Origin of the sequence: Bowmanella denitrificans (assembly GCF_002887595.1) — a bacterium.
Classification (GTDB): domain Bacteria; phylum Pseudomonadota; class Gammaproteobacteria; order Enterobacterales; family Alteromonadaceae; genus Bowmanella; species Bowmanella denitrificans.
On record NZ_PEBU01000009.1, the window covers coordinates 57854 to 72744 of the forward strand.

Genomic DNA, 14891 nt, shown 5'->3' on the forward strand with positions numbered 1-14891 from the left:
GTCGATTAACATAACAAACAGGCCATTGCCCGCATTGCGTTATATCAGCAACAGCCGGAAAAACCGCAACAAATAAGGGCCCGGCAGCATTTTTGCCCGTAGCTCCAATAAAATTTAGTTGTAAATAAATACTATAAATAATACATTGAATGTTATCTATACGTTAACCGGGTAAGCTAAGCATGTCGTCCCTGTCTTCACTCGATATTTCCCTGTTCGCCGCCTACGTGGTGATGTTGGTTGCCGTGGCCTTTTGGGTGTCACGGGAAAAAGCCGGCCATGAAAAAAACACCCAGGATTACTTTCTGGCCGGTAACAGCCTGCCCTGGTGGGCCATTGGCGCGTCGCTGATTGCCGCCAATATTTCCGCCGAACAGATTATTGGTATGTCGGGCTCAGGCTATGCCATTGGCCTGGCTATCGCCTCTTATGAGTGGATGGCAGCCATTACCCTGATTATTGTCGGTAAATACTTTCTGCCGATTTTTCTTAAGCACCGTATTTATACCATGCCGCAATTTTTACAGCAGCGTTTTGGTCATGAGGTGCGTCTGACTCTGGCCATATTCTGGCTGGGTGTCTATGTGTTCGTTAATCTCACCTCCATCCTGTGGCTGGGCGCCCTGGCCATTAATACCATTACCGGGATAGATATGACGGTAGGGCTGGTTTTTCTGGCCCTGCTGTCATTGACCTACTCCTTATACGGTGGCCTGAAGGCTGTGGCCTACACCGATATTATTCAGGTGGTAGTACTGGTCGCCGGTGGCTTGCTGCTGACGTATATCACCCTGGGTATGCTGGGCGATGGCGGTATGATTAGTGGTTTCACGACCTTGCTGGATAAGGCCCCGGAAAAGTTCGATATGATTCTGGCCCCGGAACATGAGCACTATATGAGCCTGCCAGGCCTGTCGGTGCTGGTTGGCGGTATGTGGATTATGAACCTGTCTTACTGGGGCTTTAACCAGTACATTATTCAGCGCACGCTGGCGGCCAAAAATCTTAAAGAAGCGCAGAAAGGCATAGTGTTTGCCGCTTTCCTGAAACTACTGATGCCCATTATTGTGGTGCTGCCGGGCATTGTTGCTTTTGTGCTGCACCCAGGTCTGGAGCCAGCCGATAAAGCCTACCCTATGCTGTTGGGTATGATGCCAGAAGGTATTAAAGGCTTTGTGTTTGCCGCGCTAGTGGCGGCCATCGTGTCTTCGCTGGGGTCCATGGCCAACAGTATTTCAACGATCTTCACTATGGATATCTATACCCATTATCGTCAGAGCAGAACCGACCGCCATTATCTGCGGGTGGGCCGCACTGTCAGTGTGGTCGCCATGTTGCTGGCGGTGATCTGCGCGCAGCCGTTGCTGGGCCAGTTGGATCAGGCCTTCCAGTATATTCAGGAATTTACCGGTTTCTTTACCCCAGGTATTGTCGTGTTGTTCTTGCTGGGTATGTTCTGGAAGCAAACAACGGCAAAAGGTGCCATGGCCGCGGCGCTGGGCTCATTTGCCCTGTCCCTGGCACTGAAAGTGCTGGCCCCACAGTTACCCTTTATTGACCGGGTTGGTGTGGTGTTTGTTAGCTGCCTGCTGTTAGCCATGCTGGTCTCCAAACTGGACCGCAATGCCCAGGCAAGGGGCCAGAATCTGCTTGATGGTGTGCAGTTCAGCACTTCGGGTTCCTACAATGTTGCCACCCTGGCCGTCACTGCGATCCTGGCCGCGCTATATATCACCTGGTGGTAAGTTTGATGGTAACAACACCAGCCCAACTAATAGCCCGCCTGCCGGTACAAAACCGGCTTGGCGAAGGGGTGCTTTATCATCAGGCGACAGATTCTGTGTACTGGACAGATATCAAAGGTGGTGGTTTGTACCGGCATAGCCTGACAGATAATCAAACGCAGCACTTTGAACCGCCGTTTGCCATCAGCGCCTTTGGCTTTACAGATATTGCCGGATGCCTGTTGGTGGCTTTTGTGCATGCCCTGGCCTTTTATTGGCCAGAAACGGGTGAGGTGCAACGGTTACACGATGGTGAATCGCACCTGCCAGGCAACAGGTTTAATGACGGCAAAGTCGGCCCGGATGGCAATTTCTGGATTGGTTCCATGGTGGAAAACCCACAGGCCAATCCAGCAAAAGCCAGTGCCAGTCTGTATCGACTGGATACACAAGGGGAGCTGACCCGGGCATTTGACGGCATAAGTATTTCCAACGGCTTATGCTGGAGCCCGGATGCTAGGCAGATGTATCACGCCGACTCTCCCCTTGGCCTGATTCGCCGTTATCGTTTTGTGGATATGCCCGAGCAAGGGCAGCAATTTGTGCAAACAGAGCAAGGCGCCAGTCCGGATGGTGCCTGTGTGGACAGCCTGGGCAGAATATGGAATGCCCAGTGGGGCGGCAGCCGCGTGGTGTGCTACAGCCCTTCTGGTAAACCTGTTGGGCAACTGAATTTACCGGTCAGCCAGCCTACCTGCGTAGCCTTGGGTGGAAAACAGGGCAACTTGCTGTTTGTCACCAGTGCCTGGGATGAGCTCAGTGATAGCCAGCGTACCAAAGAGCCTTATGCTGGCGACCTGTTTATCTTTGCGGTCGACGCACAGGCTTTGGCCGAGCCCCAATTTAAAGCCGGGGCCCTGCTCAATAAACAAGTGTAGGAAAATCAGGCAGAAATCTGGTATCCATCGCCTGACTCCATTAACATACAAATAGTATATAAATACGGTGGCAATGCATGCTTCAAACAGCCAATCATAATAATCTCACCCACCAACTGGTGCATGAGCTGGGTAAAGCCATAGTGCGCGAGCAATTTGCCGTGGGTGAAGGGCTGCCATCGGAAGCAGAAATCTGTAACCGCTATCAGATAAGCCGCACCGCCACCCGCGAAGCGGTAAAAATGCTGGCAGCCAAAGGCTTGCTGGTGTCGCGCCCACGCAAAGGCATTACTGTACAAAGCCGGGAACACTGGAACTTGTTTGATCCCGATGTGCTGGACTGGATCTTATCCAGCACCCCCAGCCTGCAAACCCTGCGGGATTTTCTGCAACTGCGTCTGGCCATTGAGCCCGAAGCGGCGGCACTGGCCGCCAAAAATGCCAAACCTGAAGATATTAAGGCCATTGGTAATGCCCTGGCGCGGATGAAAGCCGCCGAGGAAGGCCTGGAAGACCCACTGGAAGCCGATATCGACTTCCATTCAGCTATCCTGCGTGCCAGCAAAAACCCGTTCTTTATGCAATTGCGCAGTTTTATTGAAACGGCCCTTAAAGTCAGCATTCGCTTTACTAACCAGTTTAAAGGCGTCGATACCGCCAGTTATGAGGAACATCGTAAGATATACGATGCCATTGCGGCCGGTGATGCGCCGCTTGCACATCAAACCTCGCACGCCATGGAAGCTGAGGCCCTGCAACTAATTGAAGGCCGGATTAAGGCCTGAGATAAGCGCTGCTCAGCTGTTGGCAGCATAGAAGCAACCTGCGCAGCCTGAAGACTGGGATGTCTGTAGCCTGACTCCTCGCACTGCGCCGCTGTCAGCGTATTTCTCAGTTGAATGATTTACATCGCCGTCCTTACACAGAGCAGGATGTCTCGATGCTCTTTGTCTCACAACCTATCGTTCTGAATAGCCTGAACAGCGCCCTGCAACGGCAGTTTTTCTGCGTCCGCAGAAATTCAGGCTTTTCCTTTTAAAACCAGACAGTTATTTAAGGTCCTTGCGGCCGGGTTATTTTTCTTATACTGACAAGTTAGCAGGTTGATTTGACCAACGTATAATTATATTATAAATAATATATTGAGATGCATGGTAGATGCACAGGAGGCTTTGATGTTCGGACAATATAGCGATCTCTCCAACGCCCGGGTGTTTATCACCGGCGGCGGCTCAGGTATAGGTGCCGCATTGGTCAGGGCCTTTATTGCGCAAGGCGCACAGGTAGCCTTTGTGGACATACAAACGCAAGCCGCAGCGGCGTTGAACGCCCAATTACAGGCCGACTATTCACGCCAGGCCTATTTTCAATCCTGTGATATCCGTGACATTAGTGCCTTGCAGCGCTGTATCGAAAATGCCTGTGCAGAGATGGACGGGGTGGACGTGCTGATCAATAACGCTGCCTCGGATAACCGTCATAGCCTGGCCAGCCTGACCCCAGAACAATGGGACGATAGTTTGAATATCAACCTGCGCCCACATCTGTTTGCTACCCAGGCGGTCGCCTCACTGATGGCCAATCAGGGCCGTGGCAGTGTTATCAATATCGGCTCGAATTCAGCCTTGCTGGGCCTGACCGGCTACCCGGCCTATGTAGCGGCCAAGTCTGCTATTTTGGGGTTAAGCAAGGCTCTGGCCCGTGAACTGGGGCCAAGTGGTATCAGGGTAAACAGCCTGATCCCAGGCTGGGTGATGACCGAGCGTCAGAAACAGTTGTGGGCAACCCCGGAAGCGGTGGCACAGTGCCTGGAGCAGCAAGCACTTAAGGATTGTATTGAAGAACAGGATATTGCCGAAGCCGCGCTGTTTCTGGCATCGCAAGCTTCCCGAATGCTGACCGGCCAGGCCCTGGTGGTCGACGGCGGACGTGTATAAACATGCTTGCCATTGATTGGGGCTCCAGCAGTTTTCGCGCCTGGCATCTGAATGCCGCGGGCGACATTCTGGCTAAGCTCAGCACACAAAAGGGCATCCTGAGCTTTCAGGGCCAGGGTTTTGCGGATTATCTGCAAGCCCATTGCGGCCCCTGGCTGGCGCAGTCCACCACAGTCATCATGGCCGGTATGGTTGGCAGTCGCAATGGCTGGCAGGAAGTGCCTTATTTGCCCTGCCCTGCCGGGGCTGAAGATATCACTGCTGCCCTGACAAGTTTGCACAGCGAGCTACACCCTAATATGCAACTGGTGCCCGGTCTGCAATACGCCGGTCACAGCGGCCTGATGGATGTGATGCGGGGTGAGGAAACTCAAATTATCGGCGCTTTGCAGTTAACCGAAATGAACGAAGCCTTGTTGTGTCTGCCAGGTACTCATAGCAAGTGGGCCCGGGTCGAATATGGCAGCATCACCGCATTTTCCACCTTCTTCAGCGGCGAACTCTTTGCCTTGTTAACCAAACACAGCTCGCTGGCTGGGGTATGCGATATCCAGGTACATGATGAACCCGCTTTTTTACTCGGCCTGGAACAAGCCGCAGATATACGTGGATTATCCCATCTGCTGTTTAGCCCAAGAGCCGCCGTGGTTACCGGCCAGATGCGCCCACAGCAGGCAGGCAGTTATTTGTCCGGTTTGATTATCGGCGCTGAAATCCAGGGCGCCCGCCGGGCACTGATCGAGCCGGGGCTGCTCAGTGCTGATAAACCACTGCTGTTGGTCGGCTCTGAGGTACTGACCCAACGTTACCAGCAGGCGCTGGCGTTTTACCAATTACCCTGCCGGACCATCTCCGGCGAACAGGCGGTATTAGCCGGCCTGTACCGCCTGGCCACCGGCCAGTAACCCTATTTTCAGAGGTAGCACATGTCTGAGTCTTCTTACCTGCCGCTGGTTGCCATCCTACGAGGAGTTCAACCGCACGAGTGCCTGAGTCTGGGGCGTATTCTGGTGGATGCCGGTTATCAGATGATCGAAGTTCCGATGAATTCGCCCACACCGTTGGCGTCCATCGAGTTACTGGCCAAAGAGTTTGGCCAGGATGTGCTGATTGGTGCAGGTACAGTGACTAGCGTGGAACAGGTTAAGCAGGTTACCGCAGTAGGTGGCAAGCTGATGGTGGCCCCCAATACCAATGCCGACGTAATTCGCGCCGCCAAACAGGCGGGCATGTACTGTATGCCAGGCTGCATCACGCCCACTGAAGCATTAATTGCGTTGGACGCCGGCGCCGACGCGCTGAAGTTTTTCCCGGCCGAACTCACTCCACCCGCGGTGATTAAAGCTATTCGCACTATTCTGCCAGCCGGTACTTTGGTTTGTGCGGTTGGCGGCGTTACCAGCAGCAATATGGCCGATTATATGGCCGCAGGCTGCCGGGGCTTTGGTTTGGGCGGCTCGCTCTATCAGCCCGGCATCAGCGTTGAGGCCTTTAAGCACAATGCCGAAACCTTGATAAACCGTTTTATTTCCCTTAGTCAGCCCCAGGAGAATCAGGCATGAAAAAGGACATTTCACTGCGTAGCCGAGCGTGGTTTAACGACGATTCCAACCCGGATATGACCGCCCTGTACCTGGAAAAGTATCTGAACTACGGCCTAACCATTGAAGAGCTGCAAGGCGGTAAACCTATTATTGGTATTGCCCAGACCGGCTCAGATTTAGTGCCCTGTAACCGCGCCCATATTGAGCTGGCCGAGCGTTTAAAAGCCGGTATCCGCGATGCAGGCGGTATTCCCATTGAATTTCCTGTGCATCCCATCCAGGAAACCGGCCGTCGCCCCACTGCGGCGCTGGATCGCAATCTGCAATGTCTGTCGCTGATTGAAGTGCTGCATGGCTACCCTATTGATGCCGTAGTACTGACCACCGGCTGTGATAAAACCACCCCGGCCCTGCTGATGGGCGCAGCCAGCGTTAATATTCCTGCCATCGCTTACTCGGTGGGGCCGATGCTTAATGGCCGCTATAAAGGCCAGTGTGTCGGCTCCGGGACTATTATCTGGGATGCCAGAAAACGCCTGGCCAAAGGTGATATCGACTACAACGAATTTATCGCTGAAGTGGCCAGTTCGGCCCCTTCCAGCGGCCATTGCAATACCATGGGCACGGCGCTGACCATGAACTGCCTGGCCGAAGCTCTGGGTATGATGCTGCCTGGCTGTGCTTCTATTCCGGCGCCCTACCGCGAGCGGGCGCAAATGGCCTACCATACCGGCAAGCGAATTGTAGAGATGGTGTGGGAAGACCTCACGCCAGAGAAAATATTAACCCGCGATGCGTTTGAAAATGCTATCCGGGTGTGCTCTGCGCTGGGCGGTTCCACCAATGCGCCTATTCATATCAATGCCATCGCCGCGCATGCCGGTGTGGATATAAAAATTCAGGACTGGCAGGCGGTGGGCCAGCATATTCCGCAATTGGTCAACTGCCAGCCGGTAGGTAAATACCTGAGCGAAGACTTTCATAATGCCGGTGGCTTACCCGCCGTTATCGGCCAGTTACTGCAGGCTGACTTACTTAACGCCCAGGCCCTGACGGTTACCGGCAAGTGCATTGGCGAGAATTGCCAGGGCGCACCGCTGTACAATACCGACGTAATCTATCAGGTTGACTCGCCCGTTAAACAACAAGCTGGCTTGATGGTGCTGTCCGGTAACTTGTTTGATTCGGCGATTATGAAAGTCTCGGCCATTGATGCTGACTTCCGTCAGCGTTATTTATCTGACCCGGCCAGGCCAAATTGTTTTACCGCCCGCGCAATTGTGTTTAACGGCCCGGAGGAATATCACAGCCAGATTGACAACCCTGAACTGGATATCGATGAAAACTGCATTCTGGTGATGCGCTATACCGGGCCCAAGGGCTATCCCGGTTCGGCAGAGGTAGTCAATATGCAGCCGCCCAAGGCCTTGCTGGAGCGCGGTATCAGCTCACTGCCCACCATGGGTGATGGCCGTCAAAGCGGTACCTCTGGCTCGCCTTCTATTCTGAATGCCTCGCCGGAAGCGGCCGATGGTGGCGGATTGGCGCTGCTGAAAAGCTGCGATCTGGTAATGGTGGATTTAAATCAGGGTAGCGTGAATGTGCAAATAAGCAGCGAGGAACTGGCTCAGCGTCGCGCCGAGCTGGACCTGCAAAGCCAGTATCCGGCCAACCAGACCTGGTGGCAGGAAATCTACCGGGCCAAAGTGTCCAATCTGGATGAAGGAGCGGTATTTGTGGATATGCTCAAATACCGCCGTCTGCGCGACAAGTTACCCCGTCATTCGCACTAGGGGCTGTTTTATCTTTCGATTATAGACAACCAGCCCCTAATCCTGACCCAATCAGGCCGTCTTCAGCTTATCCTGATAAGGCGGCCAGCCAAGGGGTTTTCCGGCCAGCACATGCAAGTGCAAATGATAAACGGTCTGGCCCCCATAAGGGTTGCAGTTCATTACCGCCCGGTAGCCCTCTTCGGCAAAGCCCATTTTCTCGGCCAGCCTGGCAGCCACCACATACAAATGCCCGACCAGCTCGCGGTCGGCTTCTTCAATATCATTGATAGTGGCGATGGGCTTTTTGGGAATCACCAGAAAATGCACCGGCGCCTGGGGATTAATATCCTTAAAGGCCAGTGATAAGTCATCTTCATGAATAATCTCGGCGGGAATTTCCCGGTTAATAATCTTGGTAAACAAGGTGTCTGACATAACAGCGTCCCGGCAATTAACTAAACACGAACACTAACAATACCACACCCAGCAGCAGTCGGTAGATTACAAATGGCAGCATACCAATGCGGGAAATCCAGGTCAGGAACAACTTAATACACAGATAGGCACTGACGAAGGAGAAAAGCGCGCCATACAGCATCGCCTGCCAGTCAACCGCATGTTCGCTGGCCGCCAGGTCCAGTGACACCAGCAATCCCGCACCAAGAATGGTGGGAATAGACAGCAAAAATGAAAATCTGGCGGCACTTTCCCGATCCAGTCCGGCCATCAATCCAGCCGTCATGGTAATACCTGAACGGGACGTGCCCGGGATAATTGCCAAAGCCTGAGCAAAACCAACAAACAGTGCGCTTTTCCAGGTTAACTGAAAAATATTTTTATGCTGTTTGGCCTTGGCATCGGCATACCAAAGCAGCAGACCAAATACGATGGTCGTCACCGCAATGACCAGGGCCGAACGGGAATAAATCTCGATAGCAGACTTAAACGCAAAGCCAAAAATCACCGCCGGAATGGTTGCCACAATAACCCACCAGGCCAGTCGGCTGTGTTCACTATGCTGGCCTTTAAATACCGCATATAACCAGGCGTTGATTAAGCGCAGAATATCCTGACGAAAATACAACACCACCGCCAGCAGGCTGCCCACATGCACGGCAACGTCAAAAGCCAGGCCCTGATTGTCCCAGCCCAACAGCGCAGAAGGCAAAATTAAATGCCCTGAGCTGGAAATGGGTAAAAACTCGGTAATCCCCTGGATCAGGGCCAGTACGATGATTTCAAGCAACGTCATAGTGAAGGTTTCCAGTTAAATTCTACTTTCCATAGCTTCTGGCTGTCCTTGTCATAGTCCTGCCAAAGCTGCGCATAAGAGGTTTGTGTTTGAGGATGCAGGCGAGCCGGAATCAGCTCTGCCAGCGGCCACAAGACAAAGGCATTGTGTAATATTTCCGCCCTGGGAAGGGTCAAAGGTTCACCCTGTACCAGATCATCATACAAGAGCAGATCCAGGTCCAGAGTGCGGGGGGCAAATTTCTTGTCGCCTTGCAAACGGCCATTGCTGGCTTCGATGGCTTTCAGGGTTTTCACCACCTCGTCCACTGACAACCGGGTCTGTGCACCGATCACCATATTGAAAAAGGCCTTCCCGGCAAATCCAACCGCTTCACTTTCAAACAAGCTGGATAATTGCAAAGTGCCAAAGGCCGCAAAGAGTGCGTCAAGCCCGGCGCGGGTGTGTTTTTCCCGCTGCACATTGCTGCCAAGACTGATATAGATCTGCGCCATCTAAGTGCGGGTCCGGGTCAGTTTCACGGCCACATTGCTGGCGTTAGCCAGAATATCCGGCTTACTCAGCTTCAAGCTGACTTTGAGCACCGGGAATTCGGCAAATAGCCTGTCCAACATGCAGGATGCCAGGGCTTCCAGTAATTCAAAACTGCTGCTGGCTGCCACCTGCTCCAGGCATTCGGCTACCTTGGCGTAATCAATGGTATCTGCCACCTTGTCAGACTGTGCCGCCTGTCGCAGGTCGGCCCACAGACAAAGGTCAACCAACAGGGGGCGCGGCGCGGTGCGCTCCCAGTCATACACCCCAATCAGCGATTGCAGGGCAAGCCCCTCAATATAAATCTTGTCCATAACACATCAGGCCAGTAGAAATGATGAGATAACCCCCCTTTTCAGGTAATCTACCTGTAGGCGAAGCGAGTGCTCGCCAGCCGGGACGGATTTCATTTAGCCCAGTCAGGCCAAATAACGTTGGCGGGCAAGTTTACACAAGGGATCATACAAAGCAAATGACGGCATTGACCTTATTGATGATGACGGCAGCATATCTGGCAGGCTCCATTTCCAGCGCCGTGCTGATCTGCAAACTGTTTGGCCTGCCGGATCCGCGCTCACAGGGCTCTGGTAACCCCGGTGCAACCAATGTGTATCGCATTGGCGGCCGCTTTCCCGCTTTTCTGACCCTTTGGTGTGACATTCTGAAAGGCACCATTCCGGTCTGGGGCAGCTATTTCCTCGGTATTGAACCTTTGTATCTGGGCTTTATCGCTATCGCCGCTTGCCTCGGGCATATTTACCCGCTGTTTTTTGGTTTTAAAGGCGGTAAGGCTGTGGCCACTGCCCTTGGTGCAATGTTACCCATCGGCCTGGATCTGTCCGGCCTGCTGATAGCCACCTGGATAGCCACGGTGTTTATTACCGGTTATTCGTCGCTGGCGGCGCTGATCACCGTCGGTCTGGCGCCAGTTTTTACCTGGTTTATTAAGCCCCAGTACAGTATTCCGGTGACTATGTTGTCTATTCTGATTATTGCCCGCCACCGCAGTAATATTGTGCGACTGTTTAAAGGCCAGGAAGGGCGGATTTGGGATAAAGGTAAGACGCTTGAGTGAGCAGTTGGCAGTTGGCAGTTGGCAGTTGGCAGTTGGCAGTTGGCAGTTGGCAGTTGGCAGTTGGCAGTTGGCAGTTGGCAATCTGACCCGCCCTAGCTCTCTGTCAACTGATTTCTGCCATCTGACCACTTAATTCAGCTAACTGCCGACTTTGTTCTGACAACATCTAGCTTACAGGTTCGAGGCTCTCCAGCGGCCAGCGCGGCTTGGCTTTGGCACTCAGGCCTTCGTGCTGACCGGCTTTCAGACGCTGCATACCGGCGTAAGCAATCATAGCGCCGTTATCAGTACAAAATTCCAGCCTGGGGTAAAAAACCTGGCCCCTGGCTTTTTGCGTCATCTCTTGTAACGCCTCGCGCAAAGCCTTGTTGGCACTGACCCCACCTGCAATCACTAAGCGTTTTAAACCGGTCTGTTCCAGAGCACGGCGGCACTTAATCACCAGGGTTTCCACCACCGCCTGCTGAAAGGCCATGGCGATATCCGCCTTGGTCTGAGGATCATCGCCCTGATCGCGAATGGTGTTGGCGGCAAAGGTCTTCAGGCCGCTGAAACTAAAGTCCAGCCCCGGTCTGTCGGTCATGGGGCGGGGAAACACAAAGCGTCCGGGGGTACCCTGCTCAGCCAGTCTGGCCAGCAGCGGTCCGCCAGGATAATCCAGACCGAGTAACTTAGCGGTTTTGTCAAACGCCTCACCGGCGGCATCATCCAGCGATTCGCCAAGCATCTGATATTGGCCAATACCATCCACTTGCACCAGCATAGTATGTCCCCCGGAAACCAACAGGGCGACGAATGGGAATTCAGGTGCAGGCTCATCCAGCATAGGGGCCAGCAGATGCCCTTCCATATGATGCACGCCGACAGCGGGGACATTCCAGGCATAAGCCAGGCTGCGACCGACAGATGAGCCGACCAGTAAAGCGCCGACCAGACCCGGCCCCTGGGTAAACGCCACCCCATCCAGTTGTTCTGGCGAGGTATTGGCATCAGCCAACGCCTTTTTAATCAGAGGAATGATTTTGCGCACATGGTCGCGGGACGCCAGCTCAGGCACCACACCACCGTAATCGGCGTGCAACTTTACCTGACTATAAAGTTCATGGGACAATAGCCCCAGCTCGTCGTCATATATGGCTACTCCTGTTTCGTCACAGGAGGTTTCTATTCCCAGGATGCGCATGAAATCAGCTTCTTAGTCGGTTCGAAGGGGCGAATTCTAACCCGGTGGGGTAAATTTCTCCATGCTCAAGCAGCGGATAGATCCCCCTAACCTAGCTTTATTTATAATTAAAGCGGGTAACGGCCTTTACAATGCCCGCAGATATGATTAAAATTCCGCACCATTTTTAACCATGCCGGTCATAATTCGAGCTGGTAATACGCACTTATTTTTGAGGTGAGATTTTAATGCCGATTGTTAAAGTTAAAGAAAACGAGCCGTTTGACGTAGCTCTGCGCCGTTTCAAGCGTTCTTGTGAAAAGGCTGGAGTTCTGTCTGAAGTTCGTCGTCGTGAGTTTTTCGAAAAGCCAACTTGGGAACGCAAGCGCAAAAAAGCTGCTGCTAAAAAGCGTCACCTGAAGAAGCTGGCTCGCGAAAACGCACGCCGTATCAAGCTTTACTAAGATCTCACTAAAAAGGCGCGTTAAGCGCCTTTTTACTTTTAGCCGATGAGTAATCCCATGAGTCTGATTGAACGCCTGAAAGAAGCCCAAAAAGACGCCATGCGTGCCAAGGATAAACTTCGTCTTGGTACCATTCGTATGGCCCTGGCCGAAGTAAAACAAAAGGAAGTGGACAGCCGCGAGCCAGTCACTGAATCCGACACTATTGCTATTCTGACCAAGATGGTCAAACAGCGCAAAGATGCGCATAGCCAATTTGAGGCTGCAGGTCGTCAGGATCTAGCCGAGCAGGAAGCGGCCGAGATGGTCGTACTGACTGAGTTCTTACCCCAAGCCTTGACTGAAGCCGAGCTGGAAGCCCTGATAGCCAAGGCGATGCAGGAAACCGGTGCAGCCGCAATGCAGGACATGGGTAAAGTTATGGCCTGGCTAAAGCCGCAGGTACAAGGTCGCACCGATATGGGCCAGCTCAGCGGTAAAATTAAAGCCAAACTCGGCTGATAAAAAGTCTGTTCCGGGTCAGAGAATTAACGCTGACCCGTCTTTGCCTTTATGGCATCATCCTTTTCTTACTTTTTCATAAACGGCGACTATGGCAGGCTTGATCCCCCGCGACTTCATTGACGACTTGCTGGCGCGCACTGATATTGTTGAGCTGATAGACAGTCGGGTGCGACTGAAAAAGGCCGGCAGGAATTATCAGGCCTGTTGCCCGTTTCATAACGAGAAAAGCCCGTCGTTTACCGTCAGTCAGGACAAGCAGTTTTACCATTGCTTTGGTTGTGGCGCCCACGGCAATGCCATTTCCTTCTTAATGGAGTATGACCGGCTGGAATTTCCTGATGCCATTGAAGAGCTGGCCCGTTATCAGGGTGTGGAAGTGCCGCGCGAGCAGGGTAAGTCCCCACAACAAAGTAAAGAAAAGCGTCAGCAACAGGAAAACGACTATGAGCTGATGGAAAAGGTGACGCGTTTTTTCGTTCATCAGCTAAAAAATCATGCCAATGCACCACAGGCCATAGACTACCTTAAAGGTCGTGGACTGTCGGGGGACATCGTTAAGCAGTTTAATATTGGTTATGCCCCTTCTGACTGGGATAGCGCGCTGAAAACCTTTGGGTGCACTCCTGCCCTGCAACAGCAATTGCTGGATTTGAAGGTAATCAGCGAAAATGACCAGCGTCGCCGTTTTGATTTTTTCCGCGACCGCATTATGTTCCCCATCCGTGATCGCCGCGGGCGGGTGGTCGGTTTCGGTGGTCGGGTCATGGGTGATGGCAGTCCCAAATATTTAAACAGTCCCGAGACCCGGATTTTCCACAAAGGCCATGAGCTCTATGGCTTTTATCAGGCCCGACAAGCTAACCGCAAACTGGAGCGGTTAATGATTGTAGAAGGCTATATGGATGTGGTGGCGCTGGCTCAATATGGTATCGACTATGCAGTAGCATCCCTGGGTACCGCCACCACCGCCGAACATATTCAGATGCTGTTTCGCGCCGCCCCACAATTAATCTGCTGTTACGACGGCGACCGGGCCGGGCGGGATGCTGCCTGGCGCGCGCTGGAAAATGCCCTGCCCTATATCAAGGATGGGGTCGAAATGAAGTTTCTGTTTCTGCCCGATGGCGAAGACCCGGATACCCTGGTCCGCAAATTAGGTAAAGAGGCGTTTGAAGCTAAGCTGGATGAAGCCGTGCCGCTATCCAGGTTCTTTTTTGACAGCCTGATGAGTCGCCATCATACCAAAAGTAATGAAGGTAAGGCGGCACTCAAAGCCGAAGCCATGCCATTGCTTAACCAGATCCCGGAATCTACGCAAAAGAAAATGCTGGAAGAGCAGCTAAACGAATACACCCTGGAAGATAAGAATCTGCGCCTGAAACGCGAGATAGAAGAAGCCTATCAGCGTCATAAACCTCGTCAGGTAGACAACCAATTGTTGTCCAGACACAGTTGGACTCCGGTGCGCCTGCTGTTGCGTCTGCTGTTGGAAAAACCTGCACTGGCAGCAGCCTTTCCGGATTATTCACCAGCCATCCTAGCCGATGCACAAATCAGTGGCCTGGATGTTCTTCAGCAGGTGCATGGCTATTGCCTTGCCAACCCTCACTACAACACGCCACATTTGCTGGAACGATTTCGTGGGCACAAAATTCAGGATAGTTTGTCCAAGCTGATGAGCATGGATTTGCCGGTGGATGACAACAATCCCATTGAGTCGCTTTATCGTGACGGATTTGATCGGCTGATTAATTTTTATTTGCAAAGTCGTTGCGAGGAACTCTTGGCAAAAGCCCGTCTAGGCACTATCTCTATGCAAGAGAAACAAGAACTGAACAGCCTGATGCGCGATTTGTAAAAAACAGCAACGTACCTGCAACAACAAATGGGCTAGCGGCACAAGCGGTGATTCTGCTATACTGCGTAATTCTCTGCGCGTCGGTTCAGAACAGATTTAACCCTAATTTTTGAGAAGTGGAAGG

General features: G+C 52.7%; 16 protein-coding genes. 11 read left to right on the plus strand and 5 right to left on the minus strand.

The genetic code is table 11. From position 1 onward, the window contains the following. Positions 1-182 precede the first annotated feature (182 nt). The 7 genes from CSR04_RS16365 (at position 183) to CSR04_RS16395 (ending at position 7936) form a co-directional block, all read left to right on the plus strand. Positions 183-1745 (plus strand): sodium/sugar symporter, encoded by a 1563-nt coding sequence (locus CSR04_RS16365; protein ID WP_102797394.1) that lies wholly within the window; start codon positions 183-185, stop codon positions 1743-1745. 5 nt (positions 1746-1750) lie between these two features. Next, on the plus strand, positions 1751-2662 hold the full coding sequence (locus CSR04_RS16370) for an SMP-30/gluconolactonase/LRE family protein (RefSeq protein ID WP_146027193.1): 912 nt from the start codon (positions 1751-1753) through the stop codon (positions 2660-2662). Between the two features lie 77 nt (positions 2663-2739). Continuing rightward, positions 2740-3447 carry a FadR/GntR family transcriptional regulator gene (locus tag CSR04_RS16375; RefSeq protein WP_102797396.1) on the plus strand — a complete coding sequence of 236 codons (708 nt, stop codon included), beginning with the start codon at positions 2740-2742 and terminating at the stop codon, positions 3445-3447. A 390-nt stretch (positions 3448-3837) separates the two neighbouring features. Then, positions 3838-4599, plus strand: a complete 762-nt coding sequence (locus tag CSR04_RS16380; protein WP_102797397.1) for an SDR family NAD(P)-dependent oxidoreductase — start codon at positions 3838-3840, stop codon at positions 4597-4599. A gap of 2 nt (positions 4600-4601) precedes the next feature. After that, on the plus strand, positions 4602-5504 hold the full coding sequence (locus tag CSR04_RS16385; protein ID WP_102797398.1) for a 2-dehydro-3-deoxygalactonokinase: 903 nt from the start codon (positions 4602-4604) through the stop codon (positions 5502-5504). Between the two features lie 21 nt (positions 5505-5525). Next, complete coding sequence (locus tag CSR04_RS16390; protein WP_102797399.1) at positions 5526-6161, plus strand: 2-dehydro-3-deoxy-6-phosphogalactonate aldolase; 636 nt, start codon at positions 5526-5528, stop codon at positions 6159-6161. Further along, positions 6158-7936 carry an IlvD/Edd family dehydratase gene (locus CSR04_RS16395; protein ID WP_102797400.1) on the plus strand — a complete coding sequence of 593 codons (1779 nt, stop codon included), beginning with the start codon at positions 6158-6160 and terminating at the stop codon, positions 7934-7936. The genes CSR04_RS16390 and CSR04_RS16395 overlap by 4 nt, the downstream gene beginning before the upstream one ends. A 51-nt stretch (positions 7937-7987) precedes the next feature. Here the strand turns inward: CSR04_RS16395 and CSR04_RS16400 are convergent, their stop codons facing one another. From CSR04_RS16400 to folB, 4 genes are read right to left on the minus strand one after another with little or no spacing between them, the layout of a single operon-like run. Beyond that, positions 7988-8353, minus strand: a complete 366-nt coding sequence (locus tag CSR04_RS16400; protein WP_102797401.1) for a histidine triad nucleotide-binding protein — start codon at positions 8351-8353, stop codon at positions 7988-7990. A 16-nt stretch (positions 8354-8369) separates the two neighbouring features. Beyond that, positions 8370-9170 (minus strand): undecaprenyl-diphosphate phosphatase, encoded by an 801-nt coding sequence (locus CSR04_RS16405; protein WP_102797402.1) that lies wholly within the window; start codon positions 9168-9170, stop codon positions 8370-8372. Then, the gene (gene folK, locus CSR04_RS16410) at positions 9167-9664 is read right to left on the minus strand and encodes a 2-amino-4-hydroxy-6-hydroxymethyldihydropteridine diphosphokinase (RefSeq protein WP_102797403.1); all 498 of its coding nucleotides are present in this window, start codon (positions 9662-9664) and stop codon (positions 9167-9169) included. Before folK ends, CSR04_RS16405 begins: the two co-directional genes overlap by 4 nt. After that, a complete protein-coding gene (folB, locus tag CSR04_RS16415) occupies positions 9665-10018 on the minus strand; it encodes a dihydroneopterin aldolase (RefSeq protein WP_102797404.1) in 354 nt (117 codons plus the stop codon). Between the two features lie 158 nt (positions 10019-10176). On the opposite strand from folB, the gene plsY reads away from it, so the two are divergent. Then, positions 10177-10779: a glycerol-3-phosphate 1-O-acyltransferase PlsY gene (gene plsY, locus CSR04_RS16420; protein WP_102797405.1), complete on the plus strand. Its 603-nt coding sequence runs from the start codon at positions 10177-10179 to the stop codon at positions 10777-10779. Between the two features lie 166 nt (positions 10780-10945). On the opposite strand, the gene tsaD is transcribed toward plsY, so the two are convergent. Beyond that, positions 10946-11962, minus strand: coding sequence for a tRNA (adenosine(37)-N6)-threonylcarbamoyltransferase complex transferase subunit TsaD (gene tsaD, locus CSR04_RS16425; protein WP_102797406.1), 1017 nt, complete (start codon positions 11960-11962; stop codon positions 10946-10948). Between the two features lie 227 nt (positions 11963-12189). Here tsaD and rpsU point away from each other — a divergent pair, with 227 nt between their 5' ends. The 3 genes from rpsU to dnaG all read left to right on the plus strand — a co-directional run bounded on the left by rpsU (position 12190) and on the right by dnaG (position 14767). After that, on the plus strand, positions 12190-12405 hold the full coding sequence (gene rpsU / locus CSR04_RS16430) for a 30S ribosomal protein S21 (RefSeq protein ID WP_062481949.1): 216 nt from the start codon (positions 12190-12192) through the stop codon (positions 12403-12405). A gap of 57 nt (positions 12406-12462) precedes the next feature. After that, positions 12463-12906 (plus strand): GatB/YqeY domain-containing protein, encoded by a 444-nt coding sequence (locus CSR04_RS16435; RefSeq protein WP_102797533.1) that lies wholly within the window; start codon positions 12463-12465, stop codon positions 12904-12906. Between the two features lie 91 nt (positions 12907-12997). Continuing rightward, positions 12998-14767, plus strand: coding sequence for a DNA primase (gene dnaG / locus CSR04_RS16440; protein ID WP_102797407.1), 1770 nt, complete (start codon positions 12998-13000; stop codon positions 14765-14767). The last annotated feature ends 124 nt before the right edge of the window (positions 14768-14891 follow it).